At 70.1% G+C, this 15,186-nt stretch carries 11 protein-coding genes; 2 read left to right on the top strand and 9 right to left on the bottom strand.

Features of this window, described 5'->3' with window-relative positions; translation table 11 throughout:
* Window positions 1–7 precede the first annotated feature (7 nt).
* The 9 genes from WMF36_RS18075 to WMF36_RS18035 all read right to left on the bottom strand — a co-directional run bounded on the left by WMF36_RS18075 (window position 8) and on the right by WMF36_RS18035 (window position 10,245).
* Complete coding sequence (locus WMF36_RS18075; RefSeq protein ID WP_437580851.1) at window positions 8–1,501, bottom strand: right-handed parallel beta-helix repeat-containing protein; 1,494 nt, start codon at window positions 1,499–1,501, stop codon at window positions 8–10.
* A gap of 62 nt (window positions 1,502–1,563) precedes the next feature.
* Entirely contained in the window at window positions 1,564–3,240 is a 1,677-nt protein-coding gene (locus WMF36_RS18070) for a pectate lyase (RefSeq protein ID WP_437580850.1), read from the bottom strand.
* Between the two features lie 100 nt (window positions 3,241–3,340).
* On the bottom strand, window positions 3,341–3,700 hold the full coding sequence (locus WMF36_RS18065; protein WP_437580849.1) for a cupin domain-containing protein: 360 nt from the start codon (window positions 3,698–3,700) through the stop codon (window positions 3,341–3,343).
* Between the two features lie 24 nt (window positions 3,701–3,724).
* The gene (locus WMF36_RS18060) at window positions 3,725–4,396 is read right to left on the bottom strand and encodes a bifunctional 4-hydroxy-2-oxoglutarate aldolase/2-dehydro-3-deoxy-phosphogluconate aldolase (protein WP_437580848.1); all 672 of its coding nucleotides are present in this window, start codon (window positions 4,394–4,396) and stop codon (window positions 3,725–3,727) included.
* Window positions 4,393–5,487 carry a PfkB family carbohydrate kinase gene (locus WMF36_RS18055; RefSeq protein WP_437580847.1) on the bottom strand — a complete coding sequence of 365 codons (1,095 nt, stop codon included), beginning with the start codon at window positions 5,485–5,487 and terminating at the stop codon, window positions 4,393–4,395. The genes WMF36_RS18060 and WMF36_RS18055 overlap by 4 nt, the downstream gene beginning before the upstream one ends.
* 5 nt (window positions 5,488–5,492) lie before the next feature.
* Window positions 5,493–6,251 (bottom strand): 2-dehydro-3-deoxy-D-gluconate 5-dehydrogenase KduD, encoded by a 759-nt coding sequence (kduD, locus tag WMF36_RS18050; protein WP_437580846.1) that lies wholly within the window; start codon window positions 6,249–6,251, stop codon window positions 5,493–5,495.
* Between the two features lie 7 nt (window positions 6,252–6,258).
* Window positions 6,259–7,551 carry an MFS transporter gene (locus WMF36_RS18045; RefSeq protein WP_437581932.1) on the bottom strand — a complete coding sequence of 431 codons (1,293 nt, stop codon included), beginning with the start codon at window positions 7,549–7,551 and terminating at the stop codon, window positions 6,259–6,261.
* Between the two features lie 83 nt (window positions 7,552–7,634).
* The gene (locus WMF36_RS18040) at window positions 7,635–8,453 is read right to left on the bottom strand and encodes a 5-deoxy-glucuronate isomerase (RefSeq protein WP_437580845.1); all 819 of its coding nucleotides are present in this window, start codon (window positions 8,451–8,453) and stop codon (window positions 7,635–7,637) included.
* Window positions 8,454–8,607: 154 nt separating this feature from the next.
* Entirely contained in the window at window positions 8,608–10,245 is a 1,638-nt protein-coding gene (locus tag WMF36_RS18035) for a carbohydrate porin (protein ID WP_437580844.1), read from the bottom strand.
* A 996-nt stretch (window positions 10,246–11,241) separates the two neighbouring features.
* Here WMF36_RS18035 and pheS point away from each other — a divergent pair.
* Window positions 11,242–12,291 (top strand): phenylalanine--tRNA ligase subunit alpha, encoded by a 1,050-nt coding sequence (pheS, locus tag WMF36_RS18030; protein ID WP_437580843.1) that lies wholly within the window; start codon window positions 11,242–11,244, stop codon window positions 12,289–12,291.
* 33 nt (window positions 12,292–12,324) lie between these two features.
* Entirely contained in the window at window positions 12,325–14,778 is a 2,454-nt protein-coding gene (gene pheT / locus WMF36_RS18025) for a phenylalanine--tRNA ligase subunit beta (protein WP_437580842.1), read from the top strand.
* Window positions 14,779–15,186 lie beyond the last annotated feature (408 nt).

The following is a 15,186-nucleotide window of genomic DNA, read 5'->3' as shown; positions in this document are numbered from 1 at the left end:
CGGAGCCTCACTCGACCTCGAAGGCGCCGAGGTCGGGCGCGGCGCCGGAATACGGGAACGCGGGGCCCTCGGTCGAGCCCGCGTCGACGAGCTGGCTCGCCGGGGCGAGCCGCAGGAAGTCGGTCGCGGGCAGGCTGCCGTCGGGGTTGCGGGGGGCCTTGGCCAGCGCGCGATCGAAGCTGAGGAAGTCGGCGTCGGTGGCGCCCTCGAACGCGTTCGAGATTGTCGTGCCGACCGGCTCGTCGCCGGATTTCCTCGCGTGCGAGATGTTGTTGATGAACGTGTGGTGCCCGCCCTCACCGAACGCGAAGTTCATGGATCCGTTCAGCCACCCCGTGCAGTTCTTCACCGTGATGTTGCCGACGTTGTTGTTCTCGTCGAAGCCGCGAACCTTGTTGCCGAACGCGACCGAGCGCGTGATCACGTGCTCGGACGCGAGGCCGTTGCTCCCGCCCATCTTGAAGCCGTTCCCGTTGCCCATGTACGGGACCGGCGGCGGCGTGCTCATGTACCCGCCTTCCTCGTAGCCGTTGTCGAAGGCCCAGCACTGGTCCAGGAGCACCGGCTTCAGCGGCTTGCCGTTGCGGTTGAACATGTCCCAGCCGTCGTCCGAGTTGTTCCAGGCGCGGCAGCCGTGGAACGCGTTCCCCTCGCCGACGTTCAGCTTCGGCGCGAAGCCGTCCGCGTCGCCGCCGTCGGGAGGGTCGAAGTTGTTGTAGGAGTCGCAGTGGATGATCTTGTTGTAGGAGGGCCACTCCTCGACCGGGGTATCCAGCTCGCCCAGCCGGCCGCCGAGCTGGAGGCCCGAGTCCCGGTTGTTGTGAAAGACGCAGCGCTCGATGACGTTGTGGTGCCCCGAGATGAAGATGCCGTTGTCGCCCGCGTTGGCGATCTCGATCCCCTTGATGTGCCAGTAGCTGCCGTGTAGCTCGACCCCGCGCGGGCTGGCCGGGTCGCCCTTCTTGTAGTACTGGTCCTTGAACTCGAGCACGGGCTTCTCGCCCGGATAGGCGTACAGCCGCTTCGTCTGCTCCGGGGTCCCGTCGTTCCCGTGGGCGATCTCCACCGTCGGGACGTAGAGGTACTCGCCCCCGCGCAGGTAGATGGTCTGGCCTGGCTGCACCACGGTGACCGCCTTGTAGAGCGTGGTGGGCGAGTCGATGGTTCCGGGGTTGTCGTCCGCCCCGTCGGGGGCGACGTAGAGGTCGTCCTCCGAGGGCGGCTGCTCCATGCCGCCCGCGCCCGCGGACGGGCCGGTGCCGGAGGAGACGGCCGTCGAGCCGCCCGGCCCGCCCGGGCCTCCGGTGGTGGCGGTCGAGCCGCCCTGTCCTGCGCTGGTGGCCGTGTGGCCTGCGCCTGCGCCTGCCGCGCCGGCGCCCGCGCCCCCGGTGCCGCCGGAGGATCCATCGGGCTGGCCGCCGGGGTCGCCGACCTCGCCGCAAGAGGCTGTCGATGCGAGCAGGAAGCCGGCGCCGAGCGCGGCAAAGATGAAAGAACGCATTCCGATGTCTCCATGGCTAGGGCCGATGCCGCATCTCCAGGTCCATCCCTGGTCCTTGATGCTCACTGCACCGGCGAGACGTAGGAGATGAGGACGCCCATGTTCTTGATGAAGCTCTCCACCGAGATGCCCGTCGGCGACACCTCGGCCTCGTACGTCGCCGGCGCCTTGACCGGATCGTAGGGCGAGGTGTCGTTCCGGTCGCCGACGTGCGTCTTGGCGTAGGTGTCCTCGAGGTAAGGCTCGGCGCTGCCAGCGCCGATATAGGGGTTCGTGAGCATCTTGATCGTGGTCGGCCAGTAGCCCTCTGCATTGAGCTCGGTGACGAGCTTCTGTGCCTCCTCCTCGGTCACCGCCGGGGTCGTCATGGCGCGGCCGGCGTAGAGGTCGTCGAGCTTCACCTCGCGCAGCGAGAAGTACCGCGGGAGCTCCACCGGCCCCGTGATCGTGAGGGGCGAGCCCGCCGTCAGCTCGTCGGGCGACATGGCCTTCAGCTCCTCGTAGCGGGTGCGCATGGCCGCCACGTCGAGCTTGCGCGCCTGCCCGTAGTGGCCGATGGGCTTCTCGGGGTTCTTGTCGAAGTAATACTCGCCGTTGACGACGTTCGAGCCGCGCCGGTGGACGTAGAGCGGAACGTCGGTCCCGATCTCGATGTACGTGGGATGCGTGAAGTCGGGGAAGATCGCCGCGGCCTCCGGCGGCAGCTTGACCTTGTCCAGCCAGTCCAGCGCCTCGGGCACGCGGGCGATGAATTTCTCGTTCCCGGTCAGGTTGTAGAAATTGAGGAGCTGCTGGATGTTGTTGGTCGTCGTGTGCGTGGTCAGCGCCGTGGGCTCGTACGTGCGCGCGCCGACCGGCATGCCGTCGCGCGTGAACTGCAAGCCCCACGCGGCCTGCGGCGCGGGCTGCTGCAGGGCGACGAAGCTGTTCATGGCGAGCTCGACGTTCTCGAGCAGCTGCGATTCGCCCAGCGAGAGGTGGCACATGATGAGGAACTTGATGTTCTCTCCGGCCACGTCGTCGTTGAAGGTGATGAGGCTCGTGTAGTCGGGCTTGTCGTCCTTGCCCATCAGCGGGAAGCGCTGCGGCCAGCCGCCCTCCGGGTACTGGCTCGTGGTGACGAAGCTGATCGCCTTGTAGAGAGGATCGCGGAACCGCTCGTCCTTCTTCTCGAGGTACATGCGCAGGAGGAGCTGCGAGGCCACGGCGGTGCCGGCGTCGTCGAACGTCGCGTTGCCGTAGTAGTGCTGGAACTCCTCGAGCCGCCAGCCGTTCTTGCCGATGGTCTCGTACCAGTCCTTGAGCGACTCCTCGCCCTCGAAGTCGTGGATGTAGTTCCAGCCGCCAGCCTCGTGCTGGGCCTCGATCAGGGCGAGGGTGACCTGCTCGGCGGCCTTGTAATAGAGCTCGTCGCCGGTCGCGTGGTAGGCGTCCAGGTAGAGGTGACCCATCGACGGCGTGCCGGGCGGCTGCACCCACAGCATGGTGCGCTTCGCCTCCATCTCGCCCCAGCTCTGGGAGAGATCGGGGAGGTAGCTCCACACGTAACCGCCCTTGTACGCGACCTTCTCGCTCATGAAGGTGGCCGCGCGCCTCATCGCGTCGAAGAACGGCACCATCTCCGGGGGCACGTCCGGGCCGGGACCTGGACCTGGACCGGGCTCCGGGTCGCTGTCCCCGCCGCAGGCGGCCAGCACGACGGGCAAGAGAATCGACATCGCGAACGTTCTGCGTTTCATAGGCTCCTCGGTCGCACGGATCCCCTGCGTCGGCCGCAGGGACCGTCGATAAGACGTCATTGTGAATGGTGAGCTGGAGACGCCGGCCGGTCCCCGGCGTTCAGGGTCTGTAGTCCTCGCGCGCCGGCGTGAACACGTCGAGCACGACGCTCGGCTCGAACGCCCAGGCCTGGTGCTCGACGCCCCCGCGCACCACGAAGCTGTCTCCGGCGCGCGCCTCGAACTCCTCGTCTCCGCACGAGAACTTGAGGCGTCCGGAGATGACGTAGACCAGCTGGTCGTGCGGGTGGCTGTGGCGCGCGCCGGCCCAGCCGAGCTCCATGTGGTGCTCGACGAGCATCATGTTCGGGTTCTGGGCGAGGATGCGCCGCTTGAGCCCCGGCTCCGGCGTGAAGAACACGACCTCGCGGCTGGACACGCGCACAAGGTCCGGAACATCTCTCTTTTGAACGTGGATCATGCGTCTTCTGGCTCCTCGGGACGACTACGCCTGTGCGCCGTTCTTGAGCTCGGCCCGCGCGGACCTGACCACGGACATGAACTCACGCGCGCGCTCCGTGAGGACCTCGTCCTTGCCGGCCGCGAGCGCCGCGGCGTCGACGAGCTCGCCGCCGACCCCGAGCGCCACGGCGCCGGCCTCGATGAAATCTCTGGCCGTCGTCAGGTTGACCCCGCCGGTCGGGAGCATCTTCACGTCCGGGAGCGGCGCGCGCAGGGCGCGCAGGTACTTCGCGCCCCCCATCGCGGAGCACGGGAACACCTTCACCGCGTCGGCGCCGGCGCTCCACGCGGCGATCACCTCGGTGGGCGTGAGCGCCCCGGGGAAGACCGCCTTCCCGAGATCGTGCGCCGCGCGGATGACCTCCAGGTTGAGCCCCGGGCTCACGATGAATTGAGCGCCGGCCTCGATGCACCCGCGGGCGGCGTCCGCGGTGAGCACGGTGCCCGCGCCGACGAGGACATGGCCCCCCATCCGCGAGGCGATCTCGTGCATGACGGAGAGGGCGTCCGGCACCGTCATCGTGATCTCGATAACCTCGATGCCGCCCGCGCGCAGGGCGCGAGCGGCCCGCACGGCGAGCGCCCCGCTCGGCGCGCGCACCACGGGGACGACGCCTATCTCCTCGATACGGCGGACGACTTGCTCCCTGTTCATCGCTCGATCCTCGCGCCGGCGCCGTTCATGGCCCTCCGCACCTCGGCGAGCGAGGCCATCGAGGTGTCCCCCGGGGTCGACATCGCCAGCGCTCCGTGCGCGACGCCGCACTCGAGCGCCCACTGCGGGCTCTGCTCGGCCAGGAGGCCGTAGATGATCCCCGACGCGAAGGAGTCGCCGCCTCCGACGCGGTCCATGATCTCGATGTCTCGCTGGGGGACCTCGTAGAACTCGCCCTTGGTGTACAGGATGCCGCCCCAGCCGTTCACGCTGGCGGTCCTGGCCGTCCGGAGGCTCGTGGCGACGACCGAGATGTTGGGGTACGCCGAGACGACCTCCGAGATCATCCGGCGGAACCCGTTCGTGTCGAGCTGGCTGTAGCTGCTGTCCACGCCGGAGACCTCGAAGCCGAGGCCCGCGACGAAGTCCTCCTCGTTCCCGAACACGCAGTCGACGTACGGCATGAGGGAGCGGTTGAGCTCGCGCGCCCTCTGCTGGCCGCCGAAGTTCTTCCACAGCGAGGGCCGGTAGTTGAAGTCGTAGGAGATCCGCACGTCGTGCTCGCGCGCGGCCTCCATGGCCTCGCGCGCCACGGCGGCGGTCGTCTCCGACAGGGCGCAGAAGATGCCGCCCGTGTGGAACCAGCGCGCGCCGCGCTCGCCGAAGATGGCCTTCCACGGGAGATCGCCGGGCTTCAGCTGGGACGCCGCGCTGTGGCCGCGGTCCGAGCACCCGGCGGCGGCGCGCGGACCGAAGCCGCGCTCGGTGAAGTTAAGGCCGTTCCGCACCTCCCGGCCCACGCCGTCGTAATCGACCCAGCGCAGGTTCGACGTGTCGACCCCGCCCTGGAGCATCAGGTCCTCGATGAGGCGCCCGACGGCGTTGTCCGCGAGCGCCGTGACGACGGCGGTCCGGAGCCCGAAGCAGCGCCGGAGCCCCCGCGCCACGTTGTACTCCCCCCCGCCCTCACCGACGTCGAACGTCCGCGCCGTGTGGACGCGGCGCTCTCCCGGGTCGAGGCGCAGCATCACCTCCCCGAGGCTCACCTCGTCCCACTGACACCCTTTTGCGCTGCGAATTTGCATATTCATACTCCTCAACGGCTCATCCAGCCGCCGTCGACGACCAGCACGTGGCCGTGGATGTACTTGCTCGCCTCCGCGCACAGGAAGAGCGCCGCTCCCGCGATGTCGCTGGCTTCGCCCCAGCGGCCCGCGGGGATGCGCTCGAGGATCTGGCGGCTGCGCGCCTCGTCGGCCCTGAGCGCGGCCGTGTTGTCCGTCGCGATGTATCCGGGCGCGATGGCGTTCACGTTGACGCCCTTGACCGCCCACTCATTCGCGAGCGCCTTGGTCAGCTGGGCGATCCCGCCCTTGGACGCCGCGTAGGCGGGGACCAGGATCCCGCCCTGGAACGAGAGCAGCGAGGCGATGTTGACGATCTTGCCCGACCCCTGCTCGAGCATGAGCTCCCCGGTAAGCCGCGACAGCCGGAACGCGGACGTAAGGTTGACCTCGATCAGGAGGTCCCAGTCCTCGTCCGAGTACGCGACGGCCGGCGACCGGCGGATCAGCCCCGCGTTGTTCACCAGGATGTCGATACGCCCGAGCTCCGCCTTCGTCCTCCGGACGAGCTCCTCGTGCGCCGCGCGATCGGCCAGATCCGCGGCCATCCCGGTGGCGCGCCGCCCGAGCCTCCGCACCGCGGCCATCGTGGCCTCGCCCGGCTCGTCCTTCCCGTGACAGGCGATGTCTGCCCCGGCGGCCGCGAGCGCCGTCGCGATGGCCGCGCCGATCCCCACGGCCGAGCCCGTCACGAGCGCGACCTTGCCGTCCAAACGAAACGGATCGTTCATCGTTGTCCTATGCCTTCTTCAATCGCGCGGCCTCGAGCCGCGGCACGAGCATGTGAATGATGGCGAGCGCCAGGATGTAGGCAGACGCCGCCATGAGGAACAGCGTCGAGTAGCTCCCGGTGAGCTGCAGGACGCGGCCGGCGATCTGCGCGATGAGCATCCCGCCGATGGCCCCGGCCATGCCGCCGAACCCGACGGCCGACCCCACGGCCTGGGACGGGAACATGTCCGTGGTGAGCGTGAACAGGTTCGCCGAGAAGCCCTGGTGCGCGGCGGTGGCGAGGCCCAGGAGGAGCACCGCGACCCACAGCGAGTCGGTCCGCGTCGCGAGGAAGACGGGCGCGACGCCGAGCGCGCACACGAGCATCGCTGTCTTGCGCGCCGCGTTCGCCGTCCAGCCGCGGCGCATCAGCATCGAGGAGAACCAGCCCCCGGCGATGCTGCCCACGTCGGAGAGCAGGTAGATCGTGACGAGCGGCGGCCCGATCTGGAGGAGGTTCAGCCCGTGCTTGCGGTTGAGGAAGTCGGGGACCCAGAACAGGTACAGCCACCAGAACGGGTCGGTCATGAACTTGCCGATCGCGAACGCCCACGTCTGGCGGTGCGGGATGAGGGTGAGCCATCCGATCTTGCCCGGCTCCGGCGACGGCTCGCTCGTGATGTACGCCCGCTCCGCCGGCGTGACGCGCGGGTTCTCCGCGAGGGGGGTGTAGAAGATCATCCAGGCGATGATCCACAGCGCCCCTAGCGCGCCGGTCAGCGCGAAGGCCGCGCGCCAGCCCCAGGTCACCGCGATCCATGGCACCACGAGGGGACACACGATCGCGCCGATGTTGGTCCCGGAGTTGAACAGCCCGGTCGCGAGCGCGCGCTCCTTCTTCGGGAACCACTCCGCGATCGTCTTGAGGGCGCCCGGGAACATCCCGGCCTCGCCGATACCGAGGGCGAAGCGGGCCGCGGAGAGCCCACCGACGCTGCCCACGAGCGCGTGCGCCGCCGCCGCCAGACTCCAGAACCCGACGGCGAACGAAAACCCGCGCCGCGTCCCGATGCGATCCATGAGGCGGCCCATCGTCAGCATCCCGATGGCGTAAGCGGCCTGGAACGCCGTGACGATGTTGCCGTAATCGATATCGTTGAAGCCGAGCTCCTTCTGGAGCGTCGTCTTCAGGACGCCCAGCACCTGGCGATCGACGTAATTGATCGTCGCGGCGGTGAACAGGAGGAAGCAGATCAGCCAGCGGTATCGCCCGATGCCGGCGCCCGCGCCGCGCGGCGCCTCCGCAGGTACGTCAGCGATGCCCATCGTGGGCTCCGATTTCATGACCATGAAGCTATTCTCCTCACTGGAGCCGGCGTGACGCTGGCTCGCTCCGGCAATCGCTACTTGAGGCTCGCTTCGAGGCCGGAGCCGCGCTGGCTGAACTCCGGCTGGACATTGACCACGCCGAACACCCGATCTTCCCGCTCGCGGTGCGCAGCCATGAGCCAGACGAAGTTGATCGGGTGCCCGGGCGCCGCGACGTTCGGATGGTAGCCGGCCGGCATCAGCACGGCGTCGCCGTCCCGCACCACGGTGACCACCTCGGGCGTCTCCGGAGATGTGTAGACGAGCTGCACGCCGAACGCCGGAGGCGGCATATCGAAATAGACGTACATCTCCTCGAGGATGTCGGTGTGCTCGTGCGGCGGCCAGCTGGTCCAGTGTCCGGGGGCCGATCGCGTGAACCCCGCGACGATGCGGCCCGCCTGCACGTTCTTGCCGAGCAGGATGCTGAGCTCGCGCGTCGTGGCGTCGCCGCCCGCCGTGAACTTGAGCGCCGGGTCCTCCTCGACGTCCCTGTAGCGCACGACCTGAAGGGGGTAGTCCCCCTCCACCTCGGCGCCGCACTCGACGAGGTCGACCGACGCGCTCGTGCTCACCTCGACGGTCGACCCGCGAGGCACGTAGATGGCGTCGTACCGCCCGAGCGCGATCGTCTCCCCGCCGTTCACCTGCACGGCGCACTCGCCGGCCATGCAGAGGAGCCCCACCTCGCGCCCGGAGGTCTCGAAGCGCACCGTCGGCGCGGTCCCGTCGAGCAGGATCCGACCGTAATACAGGCGCTTCATGGGGCTATCGGCCGGCGTCACGGAGAGCCTCCGCCCCTTGTGCGACGCGGTTGCGCGGACCACGACCTGCTGAGGATTGACTGGTTTCATCGCTTCAAGATCTTCTTTCTTTTGCTCAGACCCAATGAGTTCGCTTGCGTGTCACGTCGACTGCCGTGCCCGAGAGGGAGCGCGCGCGATGGCGCCGGGCCCTCGAGGGCAGCGGCGCGCTCGCGCGGCGAAGCTCCGAAACTGCGTATTTCCGTCAGAAGGCCGGGCTCGCCTTGATGTTCCACTCGACGTTCAAGCCTATGAAGTGCTCCCACGTGCGCTGGCTGAACACGTCGTCCTGCGGATAGAGCGCCTTCGCGCCCTCGTCGCGCCGGGTCACGAGCCAGATGAAGCGAAACTGCGGGCGCTTGAAGTCGCCCCTGCCCGCCGCGTTCAGGAACGGCACGAGCCCGAAGCGCACGAGGCTCGCGCTGTGGTGGCTGGCTGCGGCGCGCGCGCCCGGCGCCGCGGGATCGGCGGGGGGCGGGACCCTCCCGCGCCGCTGCGCCTGGTAAGAGGCCTCGACGGCGATACCGCCCCAGTCGCGCAGGAAGTAATGCGGCCGCACGACGAGAATACCTTCGTCCAGATCGGCGAAGTCGAACGGCTCGCTGGCGTTGCGGAACGAGCGCACGTACCCCGAGGCCATCAGCCCGAGTGGCCCCGTCTCGTAGTTGGCGCTCATGGTGAACATGAGCTCGTGCGCGCCGCTCGCGGTGCCGTCCGGCGCGGGCTGGGAGGGGGAGCCGAACTCGCCGTGCGCCGCGAGATCGCCCGCATAGCGGAGGAAGAGGTGCAGGTGCCCGTTGTTCACGCCGGTGAACGGGCTGACCTGCGCGCCGATGACGTACCCGGAGTCGCGCGGCAGGCTCTCGGACACGCCGGCCTCCGCGGTCTCGCGCGTGCCCGACGGCATCTGGTGCAGCTCGCCGTAGAGCACGCCCTTGACGCCGCCTTTTTCCCCGACCGGAACGGTGTGGCTCGCCTTGAAGCTCGTGATGAGCCGCTGGCGATCGAGGAGATTGACGGTCGCCGTGCCGGGCTGGTTGAGCGCCGGCGCGCGATCTACCGTCTGAAGGTAATACGGCGTGAGCGGCCGGTTGATGCCGGCGTGCGCCGCGAAGTACGTGCGCTTCGAGGGCAGATCGTAGCGGACGCCTCCGCCCAGCGTGTTCAGCCAGTCGAGCGGCCAGAAGTCGAGCAGCTCGGAGTTGTCACCGCGGTACAGGCGCGAGCCGATCCACACGGACAGCCCCTTGACGCCGAGATCTCGCTCCTCGACGAAGGCGTTGCGGAGCGACATGTTGATGTTCCACGGCCTCGCGTTGTTGTAGTGGAGGACCGGGGCGTCCACGACCAGACGAACGGCGACGCGCGTGGTGGCGCCGGTGGACTCCCAGTAATCCTGACGCTCCAGGTCCATCTGGACGAACGTGGACTCGTCGAGGCGCGAGCCTCTCCAGACGATGTCCGCGTCGCGCCCCGGCCCCAGCTCGCCGTCGGTGGCCGCCACGGCGCGGCCGACGCCGCCGAAGAAGAACCCGCTCTCCGCCGGCGCCGGTGGCGTTGAGGGGTCTTCTTTCTGCTGCGGCTGCTGAGAGGAGGCGATGGCCGCGGCGGCGTACCCCGCGCCCCCGGCGTCGGGGGCCGGAGCCGCGGCCGGCGCCTCCGACGGCGGAGCCGTCGCGTCGGCGGGAGCCTCGCCCGGCGAGGGCGTCGGCGTCGCGGGAGTAGGCAGCGGCTGTCCATGGACGACCGCTGGAGCCACGCAGAGGGCCGCGCCGAGCAGGGCACAGACCAGGTTGCGCGCGCTCGCCCATCCTCTCCCGCCCGCGAGGCGGGTAGACGGCACGGACGCGTCTGCGTCTGTCGAGCACGAGCCGCGCTGTGGATCGCGCTGAACATCATGCCCAGGGTGGCAACAGGGATTGACGATCGAATTCAAGGGTGCGCCGATCTCGTGGAGGGTTGGAGCTACGCCAGCGCGAGCAGCGGGGCTGTCGTCGCGGCGAGCGAGACCCGACAGCACGTCCTGTGGCTCGCTCAGCGTGTGGTGCGCTGGTAGCGTCCACGCCGTCCACGCCGTCGACGCTTGAGTGCAAACGACGAGCCAAGGGCACACAGGGTGTTCGCGACGCCATGGCGCGCGCCTTGGTCGAATTCCAGACCAGGCTCGTCCGCAGCCGGCTTTGCGCCGGATCCGACCCGAGCGCGCGACGTGCCCTGAGGCGCCCCGGCAACGTTCTGGCATGCTCACGCTGGACGAGAGGCAGTTTCCCCCGGAACGCCGTAAACCCCGGGTTGACACGGGCGACAGCCGTGGTTGACGCGCGGGTGGTGCTCACATTTGCGTGGAGAGAGTTCACATGAAGGCGGGAAGATCCTTGATCTCTTCTTCCCACCCTGTCGACGTGGTGCGCTGAGCGTCGCGGGCGCAGGGCCGCGCCTCAAGGGAGCTGCGCTCTCCCGCGCTCTCCGAGCGCTTCGCGGGTCCTCTCGCTTCGGCCGCCTGACCTGGCTCGATGAGCACCACCAGAGTCGGCGGCGCGACGCGGCGTCATCGCTCGTCGCCGGCGCCGGCGGGAGAGCGGCACGGCGGAGAGCCCCATGCAGGCTGTGCCGACGCTGGCGGAGCGCCGTCAACCTCGAGTTGACTGAGTGGACATCCGTTGTTGCGCGTGGGGCGTGGCGCCGATCGGGCCGGCTCCTCGTGCGCCGGCGGCCCGCGCCTCGTGACGAGGCGCGCTCCGTCGCCGCCGCCCGAGCCCCGGACGTCCCGCGCGGGCTGGCGCAGGGCGGGAGGTCACGGTCTTGCGTTGCCATGGCCTCTGAGGTAAGGGGGGCGGCAATGAGTGGTCCCGAACTCGGCCGCCTCATCGACGAGGTCGATCGCACGGTGGACGTCCAGTTCGCCGCCGTCGGCGATCTCGATGAGCTGAACCGCCTGTATGCCAGCCTGCTTGGGCGCCGCGGCTCGCTCAATGCCTTGATGAAGCAGCTGCCCGGGGCGGCCCCCGAGGAGCGCAAGCTCCTCGGCCAGCGCCTCAACGCGGTCAAGGGCCGCGTGGAGCGCGCCCGCGAGGAGGCGACGGCTCGGATCAAGCGGACCGCGCGCGATCGCGAGCTCTCCGCGCCGCCCCTCGATATCACCCTGCCCGGCCGCTGGCGCGCGCCCGGCCGGCCGCACCCCATCATGCGGACCCTCGACGAGATCGTGGATATCTTCGTCGGGCTCGGGTTCGACGTGGCCGAGGGGCCGCAGATCGAGCTCGCGCGCTACAACTTCGATCTCCTCGGCTTCCCGGCGGATCACCCGGCCATGGACATGCACGACACGTTCTACGTGGCGGGCGATCCGGCCCAGAACGTGCTCCTCCGCACGCACACGAGCCCGGTGCAGGTGCGCGAGATGCTCTCCCACCCTCCGCCGGTCATGATCGTCGCGCCCGGCGTCGTGTACCGGCGCGACGACGACGCGAGCCACAGCCCCATGTTCGTGCAGATCGAGGGGCTCGTCGTCGACCGCGACGTGTCCCTCGCCGACCTCAAGGGCCTGCTCGAGGTCTACAGCCGCCGGATGTTCGGTGAGAACACGAGGACGCGCTTCCGGCCGAGCTACTTCCCCTTCACCGAGCCCAGCGCCGAGCTCGACGTGTCGTGCCTCGTCTGTTTCGGCGCGAACCGCGCCTGTCCGCAGTGCAAGGGGACCGGCTGGCTGGAGGTGCTCGGGTGCGGCATGGTGCACCCGACCGTGCTCCGGAACGTCGGAATCGACCCGGAGATCTACACGGGGCTGGCGTTCGGCATCGGCGTCGATCGCACGGCCAACATGAAGTTCGCCGTCGACGATATCCGCGCCTTCTACGAGAACGACGTCCGCTTCCTCGGAAGCCTCTAGGCGGCTCTCCCCTCGCTGCAGCGCTGACTCCCCATGTTGATATCCTACAAGTGGCTTCAAGAGATCCTCGGCGCCGATCCCGGTGTCGACGCGGTGACGTCGGCGCTCGGCCGCGGCGGGCTCGAGGTCGATCGCGTGACGCACGTCGGCGCCGCGCTGCGCCCGGTGGTCCTCGCGAGCGTCGTGGCGACGCGGCCGCACCCCAGCAAGAAGGGCCTCACCCTGGTCCGCGTGGACGTCGTCGTCGGCGGCGGCGCAGGGAGCGAAGGCGTCGAGGTGGCGTGCGGCGCGCCGGTCATCCCGGCCGCGCCCGCGCTCGTCTGCTATGCGCCCGTGGGCGCGCAGGTCGTCGATCGCAGCGGCGCGCTCGTCACGCTGACCGAGAAGGCGGTCGCCGGCTTCACCTCGGCCGGCATGCTCTGCGCCGAGGACGAGCTCGGGCTCGGGTCGAGCCACGAGGGCCTCCTGACCGTCGAGGGCGGGCGCCCGGGGCAATCGCTGCTCGACTGGGAGCCGCGCCTCGAGGACTGGATCATCGAGCTCAGCGTCACCCCGAACCGGCCCGACGCGCTGGGCCACCTGGGCGTCGCCAGGGACGTGGCCGCGGTGCTCGGCATCCCCTTCCAGCCGCCGGCCGTCGCGACGCCGGCGCAGGCGAGCGGCGGCGGGGCGCGGGCGTCGGTCGAGGTGCGCGACAAGGAGCGGTGCCCCCGGTATGCCGGCCAGGTGATCGAGGGCATCCGCGTGGGCCCCTCGCCGCTCTGGACGCGGGTGCGGCTGAGCCGCCTCGGGGTCCGGCCGATCAGCAACATCGTCGACGCGACCAACCTGGTGATGCTCGAGCGGGGGCAGCCGCTCCACGCCTTCGATCTCGACAAATTGCGGCTGCCGATCGAGATCCGCAAGGCCCGGCCGGGCGAGACGTTCGTCGCGCTCGACGGGCAGACGCTGTCCCTGAACGAGGACGACCTCGTGATCGCCGACGCGGAGCGCGCCGTGGCCCTGGCCGGCGTGATCGGGGGCGCGGACAGCGGCGTCACCGCGACGACGCGGCGGGTGTTCCTCGAGTCGGCGTATTTCGAGCCGCGCGGGATCCGCAGGTCGGCGCGCCGGTACGGCTTCCACACCGAGGCGTCGCACCGCTTCGAGCGCGAGGTGGACCTCTCCGGGGTCCCGCTGTCGCGCGATCGCGGCAGCGCGCTGATCTGCGAGCTCGCCGGCGGCGAGGCGGCGGGCGAGCCGATCGACGCGTACGTCGCGCCCCGCGCCCTGCGCCGCCTGACGCTGCGGCTGCCGCGGTACCAGCGCATCATCGGGGCCGAGGCCCCGGCGCGGACGCGCGAGATCCTGGAGACGCTGGGGATCTCGATCGTGGAGCAGCAGGCGGATCGGCTGCTCGTCGATGTGCCCGCGCACCGGCCCGACATCGCGGAGGAGATCGACCTCATCGAGGAGGTCGCGCGCGTCGCCGGCTACGATCAGATCCCGAGCCGGCTCCCGCGCGTGGGCGCGGCGCCCGCCGGCGCGAAGGGCGATTACCGGCTCCGGCGCAGGGTGCGCCAGATCTGCACCGGCATCGGCCTGCACGAGGCGGTGACGTACTCGTTCCTGTCGCCGCAGGAGCTGAAGGCGGCGCGCTACGACAGCGCGTCGCTCCTCCGGCTGGTCAATCCGCTCTCCGAGGAGAAGTCGGTGATGCGGCCGTCGCTCGTGCCGGGGCTGCTGACGGTCGCGCAGCGCTCGCAGCGGTACAACGTGCCGCGGGTGCGGCTGTTCGAGGTGAGCCAGGTGTTCCTGCCGCGCCAGGGCGAAGCGGGCGGCGCGGGCCAGCCGGCGCGGGTCGAGCGACCGCCGGTCGACGAGCCGACCCGGCTGACGGTGCTCCTCGCGGGGCCGCGCGACAGCTACCTCACGCGGCCCGAGGACGTCGATTTTTACGACGGCAAGGGCGTGGTCGAGGCGGTGCTGGCGGAGCTCGCGGGCAGCGTGGCGCCCGAGTTCGACCTCGGGGGCGAGCCCCCGCCGTGGGCGCACCCGCGCAAGGGCGCCCGCGTCACGCTCGACGGTCGCGCGGTCGGGTACGTGGCGGAGCTCCACCCGGACGTCCGCGACGCGCTGGAGATCACGACCGGGGCCGTTGTGGCGGAGCTCGACCTCGCGGCGGTGGCGGCGGCGTACAAGGCGCCGGCGGCCGCGAAGCCGAGCCGGTTCCCGGCGATGCGGCACGACGTGGCGCTGCTGCTGCCGCTCGACGTGCCGGCGGGCCAGGTGCTCGAGCTGCTGCGGGCGACCGCCGGGGAGCGCTGCGAGAAGGTCGAGCTGTTCGACCGGTACCGCGGCAGCGAGCTCCCGCCGGGGACGCACTCGCTGGGGTTCGCGCTGTGGTTCAGGTCGCCCGAGCGGACCTTGACGGACGACGAGGTCGATCGGTGGACGAAGGCCGCCGTGGACGCGGTGAAGGCGCGGTTCGGGGCGCAGCAGCGCTGAGGCGGGCACCGGCGTCCGAGCTCAGGCTTGCTGAGCTCGGACCTGCGCTGGCCTGAGGCTCATCCAGATCACGCGGGAGCGCGCCCCGCCACGGCGGGCTCGAGCTTCGCGCTCACTCGCACGCGTCGTCTTCCGTTCAAGCAACCAGAGCCCGTACCAAGGACGCCCGGACATTGGATCTCCGGGCGGTCTTCAGCCGTCGTTCACTCCGAGCCGGGTGGCGGAGCCGTCGCGCCCACCCTGCCCAATGCAACGCCGAGGAGGCAGCCAAACCGGCGTGCGCGTATGGCAAGCTTTGCCGTCGTGGCAAAGCTTGCCAGCCCCGGGAGCCGAAGGTGCGGCAAGAATTGCCATGGCGCGCCGATGCCCGCGCCCCGGACACGCCGAGGCGACCGTTCCCGCCCTCCG

It is taken from the genome of Sorangium sp. So ce887, assembly GCF_051521455.1.
Lineage (GTDB): Bacteria > Myxococcota_A > Polyangia > Polyangiales > Polyangiaceae > Sorangium.
This window is presented reverse-complemented; position numbering and strand designations above follow the sequence as displayed.

Excerpts from the sequence above, each read along its gene's own strand:
- WMF36_RS18075 (WP_437580851.1), bottom strand. The coding sequence starts at position 1,501 with ATGCGTTCTTTCATCTTTGCCGCGCTCGGCGCCGGCTTCCTGCTCGCA.
- pheT (WP_437580842.1), top strand. The coding sequence starts at position 12,325 with ATGTTGATATCCTACAAGTGGCTTCAAGAGATCCTCGGCGCCGATCCC.
- WMF36_RS18060 (WP_437580848.1), bottom strand. The coding sequence starts at position 4,396 with ATGAACAGGGAGCAAGTCGTCCGCCGTATCGAGGAGATAGGCGTCGTC.
- WMF36_RS18070 (WP_437580850.1), bottom strand. The coding sequence starts at position 3,240 with ATGAAACGCAGAACGTTCGCGATGTCGATTCTCTTGCCCGTCGTGCTG.
- WMF36_RS18065 (WP_437580849.1), bottom strand. The coding sequence starts at position 3,700 with ATGATCCACGTTCAAAAGAGAGATGTTCCGGACCTTGTGCGCGTGTCC.
- kduD (WP_437580846.1), bottom strand. The coding sequence starts at position 6,251 with ATGAACGATCCGTTTCGTTTGGACGGCAAGGTCGCGCTCGTGACGGGC.
- WMF36_RS18055 (WP_437580847.1), bottom strand. The coding sequence starts at position 5,487 with ATGAATATGCAAATTCGCAGCGCAAAAGGGTGTCAGTGGGACGAGGTG.
- WMF36_RS18040 (WP_437580845.1), bottom strand. The coding sequence starts at position 8,453 with ATGAAACCAGTCAATCCTCAGCAGGTCGTGGTCCGCGCAACCGCGTCG.
- pheS (WP_437580843.1), top strand. The coding sequence starts at position 11,242 with ATGAGTGGTCCCGAACTCGGCCGCCTCATCGACGAGGTCGATCGCACG.